17 protein-coding genes are annotated in these 19,033 nt (G+C 59.0%); 3 read left to right on the top strand and 14 right to left on the bottom strand.

The features are described from left to right. Positions 1 to 12 precede the first annotated feature (12 nt). Entirely contained in the window at positions 13 to 1,740 is a 1,728-nt protein-coding gene (locus KXU80_RS22095) for a bactofilin family protein (RefSeq protein WP_219835320.1), read from the top strand. Between the two features lie 58 nt (positions 1,741 to 1,798). Here KXU80_RS22095 and KXU80_RS22090 read toward each other — a convergent pair whose 3' ends face one another. The 7 genes from KXU80_RS22090 to KXU80_RS22060 all read right to left on the bottom strand — a co-directional run bounded on the left by KXU80_RS22090 (position 1,799) and on the right by KXU80_RS22060 (position 10,431). Continuing rightward, positions 1,799 to 4,465 carry a transglutaminase-like domain-containing protein gene (locus KXU80_RS22090; protein ID WP_219835319.1) on the bottom strand — a complete coding sequence of 889 codons (2,667 nt, stop codon included), beginning with the start codon at positions 4,463 to 4,465 and terminating at the stop codon, positions 1,799 to 1,801. Continuing rightward, positions 4,431 to 5,909, bottom strand: a complete 1,479-nt coding sequence (locus KXU80_RS22085) for a DUF58 domain-containing protein (protein ID WP_219835318.1) — start codon at positions 5,907 to 5,909, stop codon at positions 4,431 to 4,433. Before KXU80_RS22085 ends, KXU80_RS22090 begins: the two co-directional genes overlap by 35 nt. Continuing rightward, positions 5,906 to 6,946 carry an AAA family ATPase gene (locus tag KXU80_RS22080; RefSeq protein ID WP_308858118.1) on the bottom strand — a complete coding sequence of 347 codons (1,041 nt, stop codon included), beginning with the start codon at positions 6,944 to 6,946 and terminating at the stop codon, positions 5,906 to 5,908. The genes KXU80_RS22085 and KXU80_RS22080 overlap by 4 nt, the downstream gene beginning before the upstream one ends. A gap of 193 nt (positions 6,947 to 7,139) precedes the next feature. Beyond that, a complete protein-coding gene (gene bcp / locus KXU80_RS22075; RefSeq protein ID WP_219835317.1) occupies positions 7,140 to 7,628 on the bottom strand; it encodes a thioredoxin-dependent thiol peroxidase in 489 nt (162 codons plus the stop codon). Positions 7,629 to 7,663: 35 nt separating this feature from the next. Beyond that, on the bottom strand, positions 7,664 to 8,455 hold the full coding sequence (locus KXU80_RS22070; RefSeq protein WP_219835316.1) for an ABC transporter permease: 792 nt from the start codon (positions 8,453 to 8,455) through the stop codon (positions 7,664 to 7,666). 6 nt (positions 8,456 to 8,461) lie between these two features. Further along, positions 8,462 to 9,256 carry an ABC transporter permease gene (locus KXU80_RS22065; RefSeq protein ID WP_219835315.1) on the bottom strand — a complete coding sequence of 265 codons (795 nt, stop codon included), beginning with the start codon at positions 9,254 to 9,256 and terminating at the stop codon, positions 8,462 to 8,464. Continuing rightward, complete coding sequence (locus tag KXU80_RS22060; RefSeq protein WP_219835314.1) at positions 9,253 to 10,431, bottom strand: ABC transporter ATP-binding protein; 1,179 nt, start codon at positions 10,429 to 10,431, stop codon at positions 9,253 to 9,255. The genes KXU80_RS22065 and KXU80_RS22060 overlap by 4 nt, the downstream gene beginning before the upstream one ends. A gap of 244 nt (positions 10,432 to 10,675) precedes the next feature. Here KXU80_RS22060 and KXU80_RS22055 point away from each other — a divergent pair, with 244 nt between their 5' ends. Together KXU80_RS22055 and KXU80_RS22050 are read left to right on the top strand one after the other, a co-directional pair. Next, complete coding sequence (locus tag KXU80_RS22055; protein WP_219835313.1) at positions 10,676 to 11,761, top strand: LCP family protein; 1,086 nt, start codon at positions 10,676 to 10,678, stop codon at positions 11,759 to 11,761. Between the two features lie 129 nt (positions 11,762 to 11,890). Next, positions 11,891 to 13,210: a glutamate-1-semialdehyde 2,1-aminomutase gene (locus KXU80_RS22050; protein ID WP_219835312.1), complete on the top strand. Its 1,320-nt coding sequence runs from the start codon at positions 11,891 to 11,893 to the stop codon at positions 13,208 to 13,210. 111 nt (positions 13,211 to 13,321) lie between these two features. On the opposite strand, the gene KXU80_RS22045 is transcribed toward KXU80_RS22050, so the two are convergent. The 7 genes from KXU80_RS22045 to KXU80_RS22015 all read right to left on the bottom strand — a co-directional run bounded on the left by KXU80_RS22045 (position 13,322) and on the right by KXU80_RS22015 (position 19,017). Further along, complete coding sequence (locus KXU80_RS22045; RefSeq protein ID WP_219835311.1) at positions 13,322 to 14,029, bottom strand: DUF5808 domain-containing protein; 708 nt, start codon at positions 14,027 to 14,029, stop codon at positions 13,322 to 13,324. Beyond that, on the bottom strand, positions 14,026 to 14,436 hold the full coding sequence (locus KXU80_RS22040) for a GntR family transcriptional regulator (protein ID WP_219835310.1): 411 nt from the start codon (positions 14,434 to 14,436) through the stop codon (positions 14,026 to 14,028). The genes KXU80_RS22045 and KXU80_RS22040 overlap by 4 nt, the downstream gene beginning before the upstream one ends. A 104-nt stretch (positions 14,437 to 14,540) precedes the next feature. Next, positions 14,541 to 15,395 (bottom strand): inositol monophosphatase family protein, encoded by an 855-nt coding sequence (locus tag KXU80_RS22035; protein ID WP_374987716.1) that lies wholly within the window; start codon positions 15,393 to 15,395, stop codon positions 14,541 to 14,543. A gap of 158 nt (positions 15,396 to 15,553) precedes the next feature. Further along, positions 15,554 to 16,567, bottom strand: coding sequence for an NAD-dependent epimerase (locus KXU80_RS22030; RefSeq protein WP_258171104.1), 1,014 nt, complete (start codon positions 16,565 to 16,567; stop codon positions 15,554 to 15,556). Between the two features lie 203 nt (positions 16,568 to 16,770). Next, the gene (gene fabI / locus KXU80_RS22025) at positions 16,771 to 17,541 is read right to left on the bottom strand and encodes an enoyl-ACP reductase FabI (protein WP_219835307.1); all 771 of its coding nucleotides are present in this window, start codon (positions 17,539 to 17,541) and stop codon (positions 16,771 to 16,773) included. Positions 17,542 to 17,701: 160 nt separating this feature from the next. Further along, a complete protein-coding gene (gene uvsE / locus KXU80_RS22020) occupies positions 17,702 to 18,703 on the bottom strand; it encodes a UV DNA damage repair endonuclease UvsE (RefSeq protein WP_219835306.1) in 1,002 nt (333 codons plus the stop codon). Further along, positions 18,700 to 19,017: a hypothetical protein gene (locus tag KXU80_RS22015; RefSeq protein WP_219835305.1), complete on the bottom strand. Its 318-nt coding sequence runs from the start codon at positions 19,015 to 19,017 to the stop codon at positions 18,700 to 18,702. Before KXU80_RS22015 ends, uvsE begins: the two co-directional genes overlap by 4 nt. Between the last annotated feature and the right edge of the window lie 16 nt (positions 19,018 to 19,033).

The following is a 19,033-nucleotide window of genomic DNA, read 5'->3' as shown; positions in this document are numbered from 1 at the left end:
GGGATGCCGAGCATGTTCAATTGGAGAAGGGACAAGATTAGCACGCAATTGACGGATACGTTTATCGGAGAAGGCACCATCGTGGAAGGCCCGATCCGTTCTTCGGGAAGCGTTCGGCTGGAAGGTCAGCTCCGCGGGGATATTTTTTGCGAAGGCGACGTGACGCTGGGGGAGAGCGCCTTCGCCGTCTCTAACATTACCGCCCGCAACGTATACCTGGCTGGCCAAGTCACGGGCAATGTACGCATCAGCGGCAAGCTGATGATTACCTCTTCCGGCAAGCTGTACGGCGATATGGATGCGGCGACGTTCGTGGTCGAGGAAGGCGGCGTATTCCAGGGCAACAGCGCCATGGACATGGGCGAGCCCGTCATGAATCCCACCCAGCGCAGAAGCGGCCGTGACCGCCGCGTTGCCGCGGATCCCAATTGGTTCGGAAATGAACGCCGCACCGGGTACGACCGCAGGAATCCGGAGGAAGCCGGGTTTTTTCAGAAGAAAATCAATTATCGCGGGCCTGAGCCCGCCTCCGCCGGGGAAGCAGCCGAAGAAGCAGCGGTGAGCCGTGAATGGGACGATGCACAGGGGGCCGCTTCATCGACGGCAGCAGAGCCGCTTCGCGAAAACGGCCGGACGACCATGCCAAGCAGGCATGAAGCTGGTGAACTTTACGCGGAAGGGGAACCGATCCGTATGGACATCCCTGTCGCGGGCGAAGTCGGGCTGGAATTGAACGATGCCGTGCTGGATGGGTATGCGCCGGGTGCGGCTGCGGAAAAAGATCATGACGCTGCAGCTGACGAGCCGATGGCCGTCATCGAAACGGAACCTGCAGGGAGCGGTCCGCTCTACGACAAACAGCAATTTGCCGAAGCTGAACGTGCAATGAAGGCTGCTGGGAACCAGCCGGGAATTGAGGTCGCCCCAGCGCTTGAAACCTATGCACAACACCCTGTTCGAGAGCAGATTAACGAACATGAATATTTGAACAATCATGAGCATGAACATATTAACGGACTTACGTACAGCGGCGATCAGGAGCAAGCAGACGCAATGGACAGCGCTGGATCGCATGCAATCAAAAGTGAATATGAAGCCGTTCACGCGTCCGACGATGGCATTGAAGCCTCCTTGGAAGAAACGAAGCAAGCGGACGCGCATGACGGGATCGCGCCAGAGACAGCTGCTGCCGCAGCGATAGAAACCCTTAACGAAGAAGCTGGTGGTTCGGAATTTGCAGATCAATTGGGAGTTCGTACTGCGGACATCGGTGATGCGGCGTATGAGTTCGCTGTTGATTACGATGGTGATGCTGCTGAGGATGAAATAGTTAGCGAGTTTAATGGCGATGCAGAGCGAGAGTTAACTAGTGAATTGGACGACGATGCCGCTGAGAACAATGCTATGTTCTTCCATGAGGATGAGGGCAGCTTAGGGCAGAAAGATGAGACTAGCTTCGGACAAGAAGTCGAGCTTATGGATGCAAGCGGCTTCGTGCGAAATGAGGAGCGTAAGACCGCGGGCAGCTTCAGTCAGAAGGACGAGCTGTTCGACACAAGCGGTCCTTTGCCGAAGGTTGAGCAAAATACCGTCAAATCGGCGGGCAGCGTGTATGCCTATGGTTTCGAAGAAAAAACCTACGCGAACGGCAGCCAGCACGAGCAGCGCACCACTTCCTCGGCGAAAGCCTTTAACGGCCGCAGCGCCGAGGATGCCGCTGCACTGTTGAAGAACTGGTAAAGAACAAAGGAACTGTCCTGCGGGACAGCTCCTTTGTTTGATTTGCTTACGGCCCTTATCATGCCTTCCCGTTCGGCCATTTCGCGATCAGCTCGCTCATTTGATCCGGCGTGGGCAAGCCGCGGGCAATTGCGTCATAGCGCGCTTCTTCATCCCAGCGCACGAAATTCGCGACGAGCGGCGCAGTGTGCGGCGGCAGGTTCAAAGCCGCCGCGTATTCGCGCGCGGTGCGGTGCAGCGGCTTCGCGCCGCACTGCTTGTACAGCTCGCGCCATAAGGCGTCCGCGAGCTGGAGGAACTGGCTGCGGGCCGCGGTATGCCGGCCCGCCTGGATCGCGCTGCCATACCGGCGCAGCGCGGGAGCGAACGCGAAGCGTTCGTGCTTGCGCCGCCGCGCGGCCATGGCGAGCCCGGCTGCGCCTACGGCGCCTGCGGCGCAGGCCGCCTTGGCCCACGGCGGCGAAGCCATCGCGCCGCGGCCCGCTTCCGCGGCGGCATGCGCCCCGCGTACCGCGGCAGCGCGCAGCTGCGCGGCTAAGCGCCCGGCCATGCCCCGGGCGCCAGCGGCTTCGCCGCCGGCCGTGCCGGCCGCGCCGCCTACGCTTGCGGCAGCCCCGGGCTTCGCCCCCTCGCCCGCCGGCACAGGCGAGCCGGCTTCGCCGGAGGCGCCGCTGCCCGGCGCCGCAAAGCCCGGCGTCGGCTCAAATGCTGCCCAGCCGACGCCCGGGAAAAGCACCTCCACCCATGCATGCGCGTCACTCGCGCGCACGGTGTAAAGCGCGGCTTCGCCGGATCCCGCCTGGCGGCTTTCTTCGCCCGCCGCAAACCCCTTCACGTACCGCGCAGGAATGCCCTGCGTTCGCAGCATGACAGCCATCGCCGACGCGAAATGCACGCAATATCCCTGCTTCTGCCGGAACAAGAAATCATCCACGAAATCCATGCCCGCTGCAGGAATCGACGTCTTGTCGAGGTCGTATGCATAATGGCCGCGCAGATAGTCCGCGATAGCCACGGCTTGCTCGTAACGACCTTGCGGATGGCCCGCATCGGCAAGGATTTGCGCGGCTAACGCGCTCACCCGGGCAGGCAGCCCAGCTGGAAGCTGCGTATACGCCGCCTCGTCCGGATCGGAAGCCGGATGCCAGTCTGACACGCCTGCAGCCGAAGCCTCCCCCTGATCCGATTCCCGCAGCGCATGGACGGCCGGAACGGCAGTCTCTACCATATACCGCACGACTCGATTATCGTCCGATGCCGGATAAAGCGCCCCCGTTGCCTCATCCCTCTTATACTCCTGGCTGTCTTCCTTCGATCCGTTCATCAGGACCAGTGCCGTCACCTTCGCGGCTGAGCCTCCTGCAAACAGCGGCAGTCCGGCTGTCGGAACCGCGGCGGTCACGGTTTGTACGAAAGGCGTATTCGGCGCACCGCCCGCTTCACTCGAAATCGCGTTGGAATTCGCGTTTACGTCTAATTTTGAACCCGAGTCGCCGCCCTCGACAGTAACAGCCTGCCAATCATGCTCCTTCTGCTCCCAGCCGCTGCCGGTATAGATATCCTTGCTGTCCCCGCGCAGATATGCCGCCTCCTTGGAAACGACCGTCATCAGGACTGTATGATCCCGCGTAAGCGGACTGCCGAGCTTGCTGTCGTCAAATCCATAGCCCGTTTGGGCAGCGCTGTCCAAGCCTGTCTCGGCCATCGCTTCTTCAGCCGTCGTATGCGTACGCGCGCTACCTTCGCCCATACGCGCCTCACCCCATTTCAGGGCTTGGGCCGCCCACGGCGCAGGCTTCGCCGTATCTCCCTCCGACCAGCTCCACGATGCCCCGATCCCCGACGCGACAATGACGACCGCAAGCCAAGCCGAGCCGCTCCACCAGCCGAGCGTCCAGCCCGCCAAAATCCCTCTGCCGCCTTCAGCAGCAAACAGATTGCTCGTCCCCGTAAGCCGCTCAATCCGCGGCACCGTAACAAGCGCGCTCAAGAGCAGCCCCTCCGCGCAAGCGCGAAGCAGCCCCGGGAAAACCGGCAGTCCCAGGAACCCGTATAACAGCAGCAAATAGACCGCCGTCAGCGCCGTCAGCCCCAGCCCCCACTGCCTTAGCCACATCAAGGACTGTACGGCGATGGACATCATGCCGAGGCCACTGATTAACAGGAGTGTCCGGGTTTCGCCGCTCAGCATCATATTGCCCTGCGCCATTTGCAGCGCGTCATGCTGGATGGCACGGAGCAAGGCTTGAACGGCGTTCGGCACCGAATGGTACTGCGGCATAAACAAGAAGAGAACTGCACCTATCGTAATGCACCCGTTCAGCAGCAGCGCCGTCCAAGCGGGCGGCACGAAGAGACCGACAGCGAGAAACAAGCCGACGGCCGTGAGCAGCGGACTGACCTGATAGAGCTCCGTATATTGCTGAAGCTGCTGCAGAGGCAGGAGCCATTCCACGATAAGCCCGAACAGCAGCATGCTGGTGATCAGACGGCGGGTAAAATAACTGAAGAACTGCAGCCCTTCGCGTTCCGCCTGCCGCTTGGACAACCGCGAGCCCGCGGCTTTTGACGGTCCGCCGGTTCGTACCGGGGGCTTGGCCGCTCCGCCGGTTCCAACCGGCTTCCCCTTCTCTTCAGTCCCGCCCGGCTTCACCTCACCGCTTACAGCGCCTGAATCATGTTTTCCCGCATTACCAGCTCCGCCCGTCATTTGCGGTCTCGACATAATTGACGCCCCCTTCCTTGGCTGCACGCATTGAAATTTCCGCCGCCCGCGGCCTGACGCTTCTGTAGCTGTCCGGCACTTGCAGCGCCTTCACCTGGCAGCCGGTTCCTTGAAGCTGCTTCAGCCAGGATGCCTCCGCCGCGCGGCTTCCCGTCTCCGCGGCAGAGAGCAGCAGGAGAAGCCGGACGCCGCGAACGCCGGCGAGCTTGGCGCCGTAGCGCAGATTCTCAGGCGCCTCCGATTCCCCGGCTTGGGCGCCGTCGTGATCTGCATGACCCGTCGTCATGCAGATCACGACGGCGCCTCTCGGCGCTCCCGCAACGACGTCGGATAAGCACTGCGACATCGGCTTTGCCGCTCCCAAGCGCAGCTTGGCAAGCCGTACTTCCGCTTCGCGCAGCTCGGAGCTGCCGCGGCCGCCGGTATGTATTTCTGCTGCCTCCGGCGAATTCGTCAGCACGATGACGCGCTTCGCTTCCCGTTCCGCCTTCTTCATAATGGCTGCCGCACGCCCTGCATGCGCGTCAAACAGCCGCTGATTCTGTCCGTACACCTGCAGAGACGTCTCCAATACGAGCAGGATCGTCCCTGCCTCCGCAGCCTCGCCGGTGCGTGTAAGCATACCCTGCCCTCTTGCCATCGCCCGCCAATCCACGCGCCGCAGCGGGTCGCCAGGCACGTAGGTGCGCAGCTCCGAACCGGCGCCGTCGCGCCGCAGCCGCGAAGCCGCCGACGCCATTTGGCCGCCGAACGACAAGACGGGCTGGACGCCGTTCCGGTTTCGTCCTGCTTGAAAACCCGGCAGCTCTTCCAGCTGCTCGCCCTTGGGAGGCTGCGGCATTACAAGCAGCGTGCCCGGGCAGGTCAGCTTGAACGTCCGTACCGTCAGGCCGAGCATATCTCCCGTGCGTACCGTAATCGCGTGAAACGCATATTCACCCCGTTGCAGCCCGTTCACGCGATAGTCGATCGACAACTGACGGTTAATACCGGGTAGAAGCGCACCCTCAATCGTAACCGCACCGCTCTGCGCGGCAGCACTCTGATTGACCAGCTCTTCCCGAATACTCACCCACATGAATGGCAGCATCCGGCTTAGCTTCAGTGTCAGCGTAACGTGAGCACTGCCTCCGTCGACAAGGTCGCTCTCCTGAACGACCCGTTCCGCCGTTATCCGGCCGACAGCCGCATAGGGCATGATCAGGCCGCCGCCCGCAGCCAAGACCGCGACAGCCGCAAACAGCCATTCCACTGCGCCCCCGCGCTCCACGACTGCAGCGATACTTATCAGAAGCACGAGCAGCGCTGCCAGCCGCACGAACGCACGGCTTCGCAGCTTCGGCGCCTCTGCTCTGGCAGCCCCGGCTTTGCCCGGCCCCTGCTCCTTCTTCCCCGCAGCGGCTCCGCCTCCTGCCGGCGTCTTCTTCTCTCCCGCCGCTTTCATCGGCGGCGCCCGCCTTCCGAAGCCGGCATCGGCACAGCGGTCGACGACAGGATCGCTTCCAGCACCTTCGCAGGCGTACTGCCCTTAACCCATGCCTCATCCCGGAGCAGCAGCCGGTGCGCGAGAACAGGCACTGCCGTATGCTTCATATCATCCGGCACGACGTACCGCCTTCCTGCCACATAAGCAGCCGCCTGCGAAGCGCGAATCCAATCGAGCGAGGCTCTCGGACTGGCGCCAAGCAGCAAATCCGGCGAAACGCGGGTTGCGCCGGCTACCTGCACCGCATAAGCCAGAAGCGCCGGATGCACGTGCACCGACTGCGCGTCCCGCTGCATGCGCAGCCACTCCTCCGGTACGATGACGGGACGCAGCAGCTCCGGCAGCAGGCGCTGGCGGCCGGACTCCAGCATGCCGATCTCGTCCTCAGGCGCCGGGTAGCCGATGGAGAGACGCATCATGAACCGATCCAGCTGCGCTTCAGGCAGCGGATAAGTGCCGTCATCGCGCAGCGGATTTTGCGTGGCAAGCAGCATGAACGGCTGCGGCAGCTGCCTGGTTTCCCCGTCCGCCGAGACGCTCCGCTCCTCCATCGCCTCAAGCAGCGCGGACTGCGTGCGCGGCGGTGTGCGGTTAATCTCGTCGGCCAGCACCACGTTCGCCATCAGCGGCCCTTGGCGAAATACCAGCTCGCCCCGCTTCCCGTCCCAAATCATGCCGCCTACGACGTCTGCCGGCTGCATGTCGGACGTGAATTGAATACGGCGGAACTCACCGCCCATCACCCGGGCGATCGCGCGCACGAGCAGCGTTTTGCCGACGCCGGGAACGTCCTCCAGCAGCACATGTCCCCCTGCGAGCAGCGCGCTGAATACCCGGGACACAACCTCGCTTTTGCCGAGCAGCACGCTGTTCACGCGCGCCATCATCAGCTGCAGCGATTGCTGTGCTGCGGCCGGCCACAGATCCGGCTCCATGCCCTGCAGCGGCTCGGCAAGCCCGCTCTCTCCCTGCTGCGCCATTTGTTTTGGAATCATTATCGCTTCATCTCCTAACCTTTCAACCTATGACTAGTTCTACTTGCTAGTTTCGCCAGCAATCCCCCCCTTTACACCCGCTGACGCAAAACAAAAAAATCGCCCCCTGCCTAGGTCCGTAGACCACGCAGAGAGCGATACAAGCTATTCCTTACCCTATTGAATGCCAGCTAGACCCTTACTTTAACTTGCCTTACTTGTCCGACTTGCCTATTGCGGCATTCAACACTTCCTGTACATGGCCCTTCACTCGAAGGTTCCGCCATTCCTGCACCAGCTTGCCCTTCTCGTCAATGAGAAACGTAGAGCGAACAAGCCCCATGTATTCCCTGCCGTACAGCTTCTTCAGCTGCCATACGCCGTACAGCTCGCATACTCGGTGCTCCGTATCCGCCAGCAGCTCGAACGGCAGCTCGTACTTGGCGGCGAACCGCTCATGCCGCTCCGCCGGATCGTTGCTGATGCCGATAACGACCGTATTGTGCTTGCCGAACTCGGCGTAGGCGTCGCGAAAATCGCAGGATTGCTGCGTGCACGCCGGCGTTAAATCCTTCGGATAGAAGAATAGGACGACCTTATGACCGGCGAACTGGCTTAAGCTGACCTCGCGTCCGCCCATGGCCTGCAGCGTGAAATCAGGCGCTTTTTTCCCAACGATTGCTTTTGCTTTGATGACAGCCATTGCCTTCCATCTCCCTTCTCCGCTTCATAGGGCCATTAAGACCCTGCGCCCCGGTAGCGTTTGACCCCGTGATTCCAAATCAACAGCCCGATGCCAAGGACGATAACGCCCATAACCGGTGTAAACAACGCCAAATTCGAAAGCCCCGCTTCATGGCGTCCGAGGAAATACGATGCCGGGATAACGCCGACAAAGGCGAATGGCAGCAGCCAAGTCAGCAGGAACCGAATGATCTTGTTGTAAATGTTAACGGGGTAGCGTCCGTAATTGGATATATTATACATGAGCGGCAGAATGCCCGTCGGCGCATCGGAATAGAACGAGATCGCCGTCAGCGCCGTGAACAAGCCGCCGTAGATCATAACGGAACCGATCGTGAACACCGCCATCATCAGCACGTCCGTCAGGTGGAACGCGAGTCCCAGATCTCCCCAGCTCAGCACCATAATGACCAGCCCGACCAGCGAGCCGAATAGGGATGGCGGGTCCAGATTTTCGAGCAGCACTTGGTACAGATTATACGCCGGCCGCGTCAATACGCGGTCCATCTCGCCCTTGACGATATACCGTTCGCTAAAGTTCCAAATGTTGAAGAACGCTCCGAAGATGCCCGCCGGCACCATGAAATAGCCGTATACGAACACGACTTCCGCTTCCGTCCAGCCGCCGAGCGTCGGCGTATGCTGGAATACGATGAGAATAAAGATCAGGTTAACCCCTTGAAACAGCAGGTCCGACAGCAGCTCGACCCAGAAATCCGCCCGGTAGGTGAGCTTAGTTTTGACATAATTCTTCATATATTCAACCGCAAGCGACCAATAAAACATCTTCTCTTAACCCCCCTGCACGAACAACCGGGTCCGCGCCTGACGCCATACCCATGCGATCGGAATAATCAGCACGATGAACCAAATCACTTGAATGCCAAGCACCCGCACGACCTCGGAACCCGCAATGCGGCCCGTGAAGACGGAGCTCGGCAGAAACGTAATCGCTTGAAACGGCAGCCATTTCATCGTTACCGCGAGCCAGCCGGGAAAGAAGGAAATCGGCACGATCACACCGGAAAACAAGTCGACGAGCACCCGCTTCATGCGAAGCATCCCCTCGTTATTTTCTACGAAGAACGCAAACAAGCCTACAAGCATATTGATCTGCGTATTAATAAGAAAGCTGAACAGCAGCATAACAAAATAAATCGCCCAGACGCCGGGATCCGTCGGCAGCTTGACCGGAAAAATCAAGCATACGAGCGCAAGGCCCGGGCCCATGAACAAAATCAGGCGGAACAGCCCCTCGCCGAAGCCCTGCATCAGCTTGACGATCAAATAATTATAAGGACGAATGAATTGAATGGCGACGCTGCCGTCCCGGATTTCGTTGGCAATCTCGCGATCCAGGTTATTGAAGTAGAAGGCCCTCGCCATCCAAGAAACCGCGACGTACGTCGTCATCTGCGCCAGCGTGAACCCGGCCAGCAGCTTCTGCTCGCCGAATATCGCTTCCCACAGGAAATAATACGCGCCGATGTTGATCGTGTAGATGACGATGCCGCTGTAATAGTTGACGCGGTAAGCCAGCATCATCAGAAAACGGATGCGGATCAGGTCGAGATACGCACTGTTCATGACTGAGGCTCCTTGCCGGCGCCGGCGGCGACAGGTGCGGGATCCACGGCATCGTCCGAGGCCGCTGCGGCTTCTGGTCCCGCCATGTCCACATGCTGCGCAGCGGCCTGCACGGCAGCTTCGGTTTCCGGCTCGCCGGTGCTTTGACTGAGCTTCGCCGCCGCTTCGCTCGAGGCTGATCCGGATTGATAGATTTCGCGAACGATCTCGTCGGTGTTCGTCTCCGTGATCTTGATGTCGCGAATATCCGTGCTTCCGCCGACGACGCGGCCGAGCGCATCCGATACGTTCACCGCATGCGGCAGCCACATTGTCGCCGTCAATTCGTTGTCGATGCTCCACGTCACGCCGCTCAGGCCGGCCGTCATGCTCCGCAGCGCGTCCAGCGCAGGCATCTCTCCGAATTGGAATTGAATCTCGCGACCCTTGCTCCAGCGCGCCTTCAGCTCATCCAGCCCGCCGTCGTAGATAATGCGGCCGTCATCCAGCATGATAACGCGGGAGCACAGCGCTTCAATATCCTGCAGATCGTGGGTCGTCAGCAGGATCGTCGTCCCGTGTTCCTTGTTGATCTTCTTCAGAAACTCGCGGATTTCCGTCTTCACGACGATATCGAGGCCGATCGTCGGCTCGTCAAGGAACAGAATCGACGGATTGTGCAGCAGTGAGGCCACAAGCTCGCAGCGCATACGCTGTCCGAGGCTCAGCTTGCGCACAGGACGGTTCAGCAGCTCGCCGAGCTGCAGGCGCTCCACCAATTCGTCCAGCCGCTTGCGGAATTCCGCTTCCGGCACTCGGTACACTTTGCGGAGCAGCTGGAACGACTCAATAACGCCGATATCCCACCACAGCTGGCTCCGCTGGCCGAACACGACGCCTATGCCGTTTACGAATTTCTCCCGTTCCTTGAACGGAACGAAGCCGTTTACCTTCAAATGGCCCGAGGTCGGCACCAGAATGCCTGTCAGCATTTTGATCGTCGTCGATTTCCCCGCGCCGTTCTCGCCAATGTAACCGCAGATCTCGCCCTGCGGAATCTGAAAGCTGATATCTTTAACCGCCGTAATCTCGTTATATTCACGCTTGAACAAGTCCTTGAGCGCGCCTCCGAGACCTTCTCGGTTCTTCTGCACCTGAAATTGCTTGCGTAAATCTTTTACATCTATTGCCAGCATATGAGCGTGTGGCTCCTCTCTCCTTCGACATTTCCTGGGAAATATCAACTAAATTCGCGCCTATCAGATAAAACTTGCTTCTCTACGACAATCCATTTTATAATTTTATGATATGTAATGCTATACGTAATAATAAAGTTTGGTTAAATGGACCTTATACCTGCAATTATCTTCAACTTGTTCCGAAGCAGCTTCTCATACTGCTTCTGTTTCGGACCGATTACAAGGAGGAACGGAAACGAATATGTCGCGTGCGAAACAACCGAAACGAAAGAGACCTTGGAAATGGGCATGGCTGGGCGTGGCTGTCGCTATTTTGGCAGTCGTAGGCTTCTTTGTTTATCAAGGCGTCGGCACCTATAATGGACTCGATAAACTAAGCGATCCGACTAACGATCCCAAGTTTACAAACTATGAAGTGCCTGTCACCGAGAAGCCGCCCGAATGGGAAGGCACGGAACGAGTCAACATCCTCATCATGGGCGGCGACAACCGCGGCCTGAAGGAGAACGAGAAGGCGCGTTCCGATTCCATGATGGTCGTATCCATCGATCCCCAAACGAAAAAGATCCATCTGTTCTCGGTGCTTCGCGATACGTACGTGAACATCGAAGGACATGGCGACGACCGCATCAATACGGCGTTCGCGCTCGGCGGCCCCGATCTCGCGATGCAGACGATCGGCCACCTGCTCGGCCTGAATATCCAATATTATGTGTACACGGACTTTGAAGGATTCAAGTCTCTGATCGATGCCATCGGCGGCATCCAAAACTTCGAGGTCGAGAAGAATATGAACTATGTCGACAACGCCGACAAGAACCGCTATGACATTCACCTGAAGAAAGGCATCCAGGATCTGGACGGCACGAAGGCGCTGCAGTACGTTCGCTTCCGTCACGATGCCTTGAGCGACTTCACCCGCACGGAGCGTCAACGCAAGCTGCTCGGGGCGGTAGCCGACAAGATGAAGAGCGGCTGGAGCCTGCTGAAGATGAAGCAGATCGTCGACAGCGTCGACGGTTACGTCAAGACCAACATCGAGGTATCCGATATGATCAAGCTCGGCAAGCTTGGCGTCGACAGCCAGATTGCCGGACAATCGCAAGTGCCTCCGATGAACCTGATCGCCGACAAGAGAGCCGGCGGCGCGTCCGTCCTGGCCGTCAGCGACGACAACGAGCTGCTGCAGTACGTGCAGGATGAACTGCAGAAGGACACGGCTCCCGAAACCGATGCGGCAGGAACGAATTCCGCTCCGCTGACGAATTCGGGCACGAGCTCCGGAAGCCAAGACGGCGGCAACACCGCGAACGGTTCCAGTAAATAAGCATGCACAGAGAGGGTGAACGGCTCCGATTCGTCGGACGTTCCCCTCTCTTTTGTTGTGCAGCCCGGTCCGGCAGATGTACAATGGATTCATTGTGAAATTCGATTTTTCATATCAAGGAGGCACTTTATGTCCACATCGCATCGTCCGCGCTCGGAAGCTCTGTACGCCGAAGCGCTCCAGCATATCGTAGGCGGGGTCAACAGCCCGTCCCGTTCGTTCAAAGCCGTCGGCGGAGGCGCGCCGGTATTTATGAAACGCGCCCAAGGCGCGCATTTCTGGGATGTCGACGACAACCGGTATATCGATTACTTATGCGCCTACGGCCCCATCATTACCGGCCATGCTCATCCGCATATTACGGAGGCAATCACGACCGCGGCAGCTAACGGCACGCTGTACGGCACGCCGACCGAGCTTGAAATTCGGCTGGCCCGCATGCTGAAGGAAGCGATTCCTTCCATGGACAAGGTCCGCTTCGTCAACTCCGGCACGGAAGCCGTCATGACGACGATCCGCGTCGCCCGCGCCTATACGAAGCGGAGCAAAATCATTAAATTCGCCGGCTGCTACCACGGCCATTCCGATCTTGTGCTTGTCGCCGCCGGCTCCGGCCCGTCGACGCTCGGCATTCCCGACAGCGCCGGCGTTCCGGTCAGCATCGCCAGCGAGGTCATCACCGTACCGTTCAACGATCTGGACGGCCTGCGCACGGCGCTGGATACGTTCGGCAGCGATGTCGCCGCCGTCATGGTAGAGCCCATCGTCGGCAATTTCGGCATGGTCATGCCAAAGCCCGGCTTCCTCGAGGGACTCTGCCGCATGACCCGCGAAGCCGGAGCGCTCGTCATCTACGACGAAGTAATCAGCGCCTTCCGCTTTCACTACGGCAGCGCGCAAACCTACAGCGCGTTCCCGGACCACGCGGCCATCGAGCCGGATCTGACGGCGCTTGGCAAGATCATCGGCGGCGGATTGCCGATCGGCGCTTACGGCGGCCGCAAAGCCGTCATGGAGCAGGTAGCGCCGCTCGGCCCCGCCTATCAGGCAGGCACGATGGCCGGCAATCCGGCCTCCATCTCGGCAGGCATCGCCTGCCTGGAAGTGCTGCAGCAGCCGGGCGTATACGACCGCATGGATGCGCAGGCCGCTAGGCTGGCGGATGCGCTGCAGGGCGCAGCGGACAAGCACGGCATCCCGCTCACGATTAACCGGATCCGCGGCTCATTCTCCGCGCATTTCTGCGCACATCCCGTCACGAACTACGACGAGGCCCAGGAAACGGACGGCGAGCTGTTCGCGCAGTTCTTCCGGCTCATGCTGGACCAAGGCGTCTGCCTCGCCCCTTCGAAATACGAAGCCTGGTTCCTCACGACCGCGCATACCGATGCGGATATCGAGGCAACCATCGCGGCGGCGGAGCATGCATTCCGCGTCATGAAAGGCTAATCTCCGCGGGTAACTGAAACTGGGACGAATGCCTCACAACCAAAGCTAATAACGCCTCGCCAAGTATGCGGCTGCCGCATGCTAAGCGAGGCGTTTCTATGTGCTCGCCGATCAAGTCATCCGCGCAACCAGGGCGACAATGATAAACGGTATTAAAATCAGCATGCCCGTTACGATCCAGCCCGGCGGACGTCCAAGATTGACTGTCCAGCCGATGCCGTATTTCTTCGCGACGAACACCGCGGGATCCTTCGGATTATAGTAAACGATGCCTCCGGCAATCCAGTGGTCCTCATCTGGGCTGCCTGCCTGAACTTGTCGGCCTAAGCGCCTCAAGGAGAGCATCAAGCCCCCTACCCCGCCTATAATCAGGACCAGCGCCGCGATGGAGACCGCCGCCAGCGCCGATGACGGCCAGCCGTACAGCATCGTTGCCTGAATGTAGCTGAAGTATGTCGTCAGCAGCAGCGACAGTCCGTACAGGAAGACGCTGTTTGCATAGCTGAATACCCGCTGTCTATCCGCTCCTGCGCCTTCTTCCGAGCCCGAAGGACTCTTGGCGGCTGCAATCGCTGCGTTTACGACTAGCAGCGTTACAAGCAGCGAGGTCTGTACGATATTGAGCATAAACACCGTACCCCAGCTCTTGGCCTCATAGCCGTCAGGCTCGAAACGAATGTTGTAATGGGTCGTCAGCATGCCCGGAATCTTGTCCCAGCAAAGTACGGCCGCAAGGACAGATCCTAAGATCAATAGCCCTTGCAGCCCATACCATTGCAATGGAAGACTGCTTCTTCGCTCCGTCTCTTGCTTCTTCATTCCAATGCGTCTCCCATCCTAGCCAGATCGCTGCGGTATATCCTTACGCAGACTTTGCTGAATTCAGATTCCGTCATGCCTCTGGCTCTTGCTTCCCCCGCCAATACGCGAAGCTGCTGCTGCAGCCGGTCGAGAAAAGCCTCCGTCACGCGAGGCATCTCTTCCGCCGACGTCACGAGCAGCCCTGTCCTGCCGTCGTAGCGCTCTTGAAGGAACCCTTCCGCGAGCAGTCCCTGATACGCTTTATGCACAATTTGTGATTTGATCCGCAGATCCGAAGCCAACCGTTTGGCCGAAGGCAGCGGCTTGCTCGGCTTCAGCGACCCTGAAGCGATTCCTGCAATGATTTGCTGCGCAATCTGCTCATGAATCGGCACGCCGCCCTGCACGTCAAGTTCGATAAACATCCTGCCGGCCTCCCCCTGATTCCTGAAAAAACGTCCTGCGCTATACTATGCAAAAAAACGCCTCTTCTCCCGTCATATGCAGACGGTTCAAGAGACGTTCTTCGCTAGCTGCCGGCTTCCGCCTGCTGCAGGACTTGCAGGAACTCGTCATGAATATGGCCGTTCGATACCGCAATATGGCGAACACCGAGATCGTAGGGACTGCCCTTGACATCGGTTACCGTACCGCCGGATTCCTTAATCAGCAGCACGCCTGCGGCCAAGTCCCAAGCGTTCAGTCCCATCTCCCAAAATCCGGTGAGCCGTCCAGCGGCGACGTAGGCCAAATGAAGCGCCGCCGATCCCCCGGAACGGATATTGCGCACGCGGGGCACGAGGGCCTGCAGCCCTTTCATGTTCAGCGGCAGCGCATAATTCGGATCCGCAGGGAAGCCTGTAGCGAGCAGGCTCTCCCGCAGCGTCTGTTCGCCGGAAACCGCCATGCGGCGTCCGCGCACGTAGGCGCCTTTGCCCTTCTCGGCAACAAAAAGCTCATCCCGCATCGGGTCGTAGACGACGCCGACGATGACCTCGCCCTTGTAAGCAAGCGCAATGGAAACCGAGAAGAACGGAAACCCGTGCACGAAATTCGTCGTGCCGTCGACAGGATCTACAATCCATAAGTACTCTGCGTCCCGGACGCTTTGCAGCGCCTTGGTCGAGGCCTCCGGTCCCGGCTCCACGCCCTCTTCCCCAAGGAACGAATGATGGGGGAAATGGGTACCTACGAGATTGCGTATCATCGTTTCCGCGCCTTTGTCCACTTCGGTCACAAGGTCTTGAGCGGAATATTTAGTCGATAGACTTGTATGGTTCCCAAGCTTTGTCTTGATCCACTCGCCGGCTTTGGCTGCACAATTGATTGCGACGGCGGTGAAGCTCTTGCCGCCCACAGCCGAGCTGTCAAACCTTTCACTCACGGTGATCACACTACTTTCCTATGAGTTCTATTACGCTATACGACTGACTATACGTCATTCCAGAAGAAAAGTTCCGCCCCCGGGAGGTCATGGTGAACGCTTACACCTATTCTACTCCATGTTGACGGGCTCCTGCTACCCATTCACAGAACCCTCACCTAAATGGAATAATAGCTCCGATACCACGACGTGAACAAGGGAATTCCCTTGTCGATCGAAACTTGCGGCGTGTAGCCGGTCAGCTGTTCCAGCGCTTCGACCGAGGCGTAGGTTTCCACAACGTCTCCGGGCTGCATCGGCATCATCTTCAGCACTGCTTTTCGGCCAAGCGCCTGTTCCAGCACAGCGATGAAATCCAGCAGGCCCGTCGGCTCATTGTGTCCGATATTGTACAGCCGATAAGGAGCGTAGCTGCTTGATGGGTCCGCTGGCGCGCTGCGCCAATCGGCGTTCGGCTTCGGGGCAAGCGGAATCACCGCCATGATTCCGTCCACGATATCGCTGATATAGGTGAAATCCCGCCTCATCCGGCCCTCGTTGAACACCAGAATGGGCTCCCCCGCCAGAATCGCCTTGGTGAACGCAAAGGGCGCCATATCCGGCCGGCCCCACGGCCCGTACACGGTGAAGAACCGCAGTCCCGTCGTCGGTATTCCGAACAAATGGCTGTATGTATGCGCCATCAATTCATTGGATCGTTTGGTCGCCGCGTAGAGCGAGACGGGATGGTCCACGGCATCCGATTCGTTGAACGGCATCGCCGTATTGGCGCCGTACACCGAGCTGGAGGACGCGTAGAGCAGATGCTGCGCCCCGAACGTTCTGACCGCTTCCAGTATGTTAAGAAACCCCGTTACATTCGCATCGATGTACGCCTGCGGCTGAATCAGGCTGTATCTGACTCCGACCTGTGCAGCGAGATGCAGCACCGCATCCGGCTTATGGACAGCAAACAGTGCATGAAGCGCCGCTTTATCCGCCAAGTCCCCCTGTACGAACGTAAAATCGTCTTCCTGCTTCAGCAGCGCCAATCGAGCTCGTTTCAGTGCCGGATCATAGTAATCGTTTAGGTTATCGAAGCCGATCACCCTGCCTCCCGCCGCGAGCCAGCGCGCCGCGCAATGATAACCGATAAAACCCGCGCAGCCCGTAATAAGTAAAGTTGAAACCATAAGACGACATGCCTCCGCTTCCATAGACCTCTCTATCGTAGCGGTCTGCGCGCAAGTTCGCAAATGGCTGCGCGCAAGTCACAAAAAAAGACGATAACCAGCTCCCGCGCCTATGCCGGGTTGTCCGATTATCGCCTAGAAGCGTTGCCGCGCTCAAGCCTGTTCCTTACCGCCTAGAGCCCGACTATATAGCAGATTCAGTCTTACACGCCGACAATATTGTAGCCGTTATCGACATAAATCACTTCGCCCGTAATGCCGCGGGAGAGGTTGCTGAGCAGAAACATAGCCGTGTCGCCCACTTCGGAAGCATCGGTCGTCTTGCGCAGCGGAGATTTCTCCTCCACCTGCCGCAGGATCGCGTTGAAGTCCTTGATTCCTTTGGCCGCCAGCGTCCGGATCGGTCCTGCCGATACCGCGTTGACCCGAATGCCGCGGGGACCGAGATCTGCAGCCAAATAACGGACGGAGGCTTCCAGCGCGGCCTTGGCGACGCCCATGACGTTATAATTGCGGAGTGCGCGCTCTGCGCCGAGATACGTCATCGTCATGATGCTGCCGCCCTCTGTCATAAGCGGATGCAGCCGCTGCGCGACAGCCGTCAGCGAGTAGGCGCTGATGTCGTGCGCCAGCGCGAAGCCCGCGCGCGACGTGTCCACGAACATCCCCTCCAGCTCCTCCGTCTTCGCGAAGGCGATGCTGTGCACGAGGCCGTGCAGCACCCCGAAGCTCTCTCCAATCTGAGCGGCCAGTCCGTCGATCTCTTCATCCGCCGTCACGTTGCAGGGCAGCAGGATGGAGCCCGGAATCGTATCCGCGAGCTTGCGCACCCGCTCCTCCACGCGCTCGCTCTCGTAGGTAAAAGCAAGCCTTGCTCCTTGCGCCGCCAGCGACTGCGCGATCGCCCATGCAATGCTGCGGTCGTTCGCCACGCCCATTACGAGTATATTTTTCCCTGTGAGTAATCCGTTCATTTGCCACAATCCTCTCCGAAATGTGATAGACCGGGATGATTGACCAGGGTGCAGTTCATGCCTTCAGCTTTTATATGATAGCGCTTACTTACCAAAAATAACCGAAGGAGCGAAAAAGATCAAGCCCCTCTCGCTCCTGCTTGCTGCAGTCCATTGGCTCTCACAATAGCTCGATGCTTCCGCCGTCAATAACGCGGATTCCTTCGCCTTCCCCTTCCAAGCGGCGCATATCCGCCATCAGCTGGAGCAGCGCAGCGTCCTTCTGCTTCGCCTCGATCATGACATCAAGCTGCGGCACGGACCCGTTAATGCCGCGCAGGAAACGCAGCAGCGGCTGAACGTCCACGTTGTCAGCATGCCCCCGCGGATCGCGCTCGCTCTTCGGACTCGATACATGCAGCTTAGGCCCAATCGGCAGCGGGTTCCCATCCGGACCGTTCCAGGTCCGAAGGATGCGTGACCACAGCTCGCCGTGGAGCACCGCTTCGCTCTCGCCGCCGTCATTCACTGCATGGTGGTGAATATCCAGCACCATCGGCGTGCCGACGGCTTCAGCGACCGCCAGCGTCTCGCGCACGTTGAACGTCTTATCGTCGTTCTCAAGCGTCACGCGCTCCCGCAGCCGGGCCTCCAGGGCGCCGAATTGCTTCACGAAGCGATCCGCGGACGCAGGCTTATCTCCGTAAGCACCGCCTACGTGGATGTTGCATTTCGTCATGGGATCAAGTCCCATATGCTCCAGCATCGTCACATGATAGTTCAGATCCTCTGCCGATTTCGCCAGCACCTCCGGACGGGGCGTGCTGAATACGCAGAAATGATCGGGATGAAACGAGACCCGCATTCGTTTCTCCCTGGCATAGCGGCCGACTTCCTCGAAAGCCGCCTCCAGCGCTGGGTACGGGTTCCAATCCTTCAGCGCGTCATGTGTCGCGAGCGGAATGAGCTTGGACGTCATCCGGTAGACGAATACGTCATGGCCTATGCAGTGCTTCATAATCCGCAGCGTCGTCCGAAGGTTCTCTTCCGCGAGACGCTCCAATCGGCGCAGCCCCGCTTCCCTGTCATCCAGCTTGGCGAAATTCGTGTACGTCATCGTCCGTGACGGCGACGTATTCTCCAGCAGCACGCTCATGGCGACGAAGCCGAAGCGGACAATCATGCATGCTCGCCGAAGAACATCTCGTACGCCAGCGCCGTTTGCACGCGCGCCTCTTCCTCCGTCAGCTTGCGAACAAGCTCCATCTCCACTTCCGTGACCTCTTCGCCTTGAAAATTGATTTCGGCGATGGAGACAAGAATGCGTACGATGGCAATCGCTTCGTTCTCGGGCGTGTACGCAATCACTTTCTGGCCGGTCGGGTAGACGCGAAAGCCGCTTTTGACCATTTTGCCGCGGCCGTATTCCAGAAGCTCGTACAATTCTTGCTTGGACTTGAACTTGCATACAGAATTAAATTCGGATTGGAATCCCATCAGCTCACTACCTCCT

It is taken from the genome of Paenibacillus sp. R14(2021), from assembly GCF_019431355.1.
GTDB lineage: Bacteria > Bacillota > Bacilli > Paenibacillales > Paenibacillaceae > Paenibacillus_Z.
The sequence above is the reverse complement of the archived record's forward strand: the minus strand, read 5'-3'. Positions and strand labels throughout refer to the sequence as shown.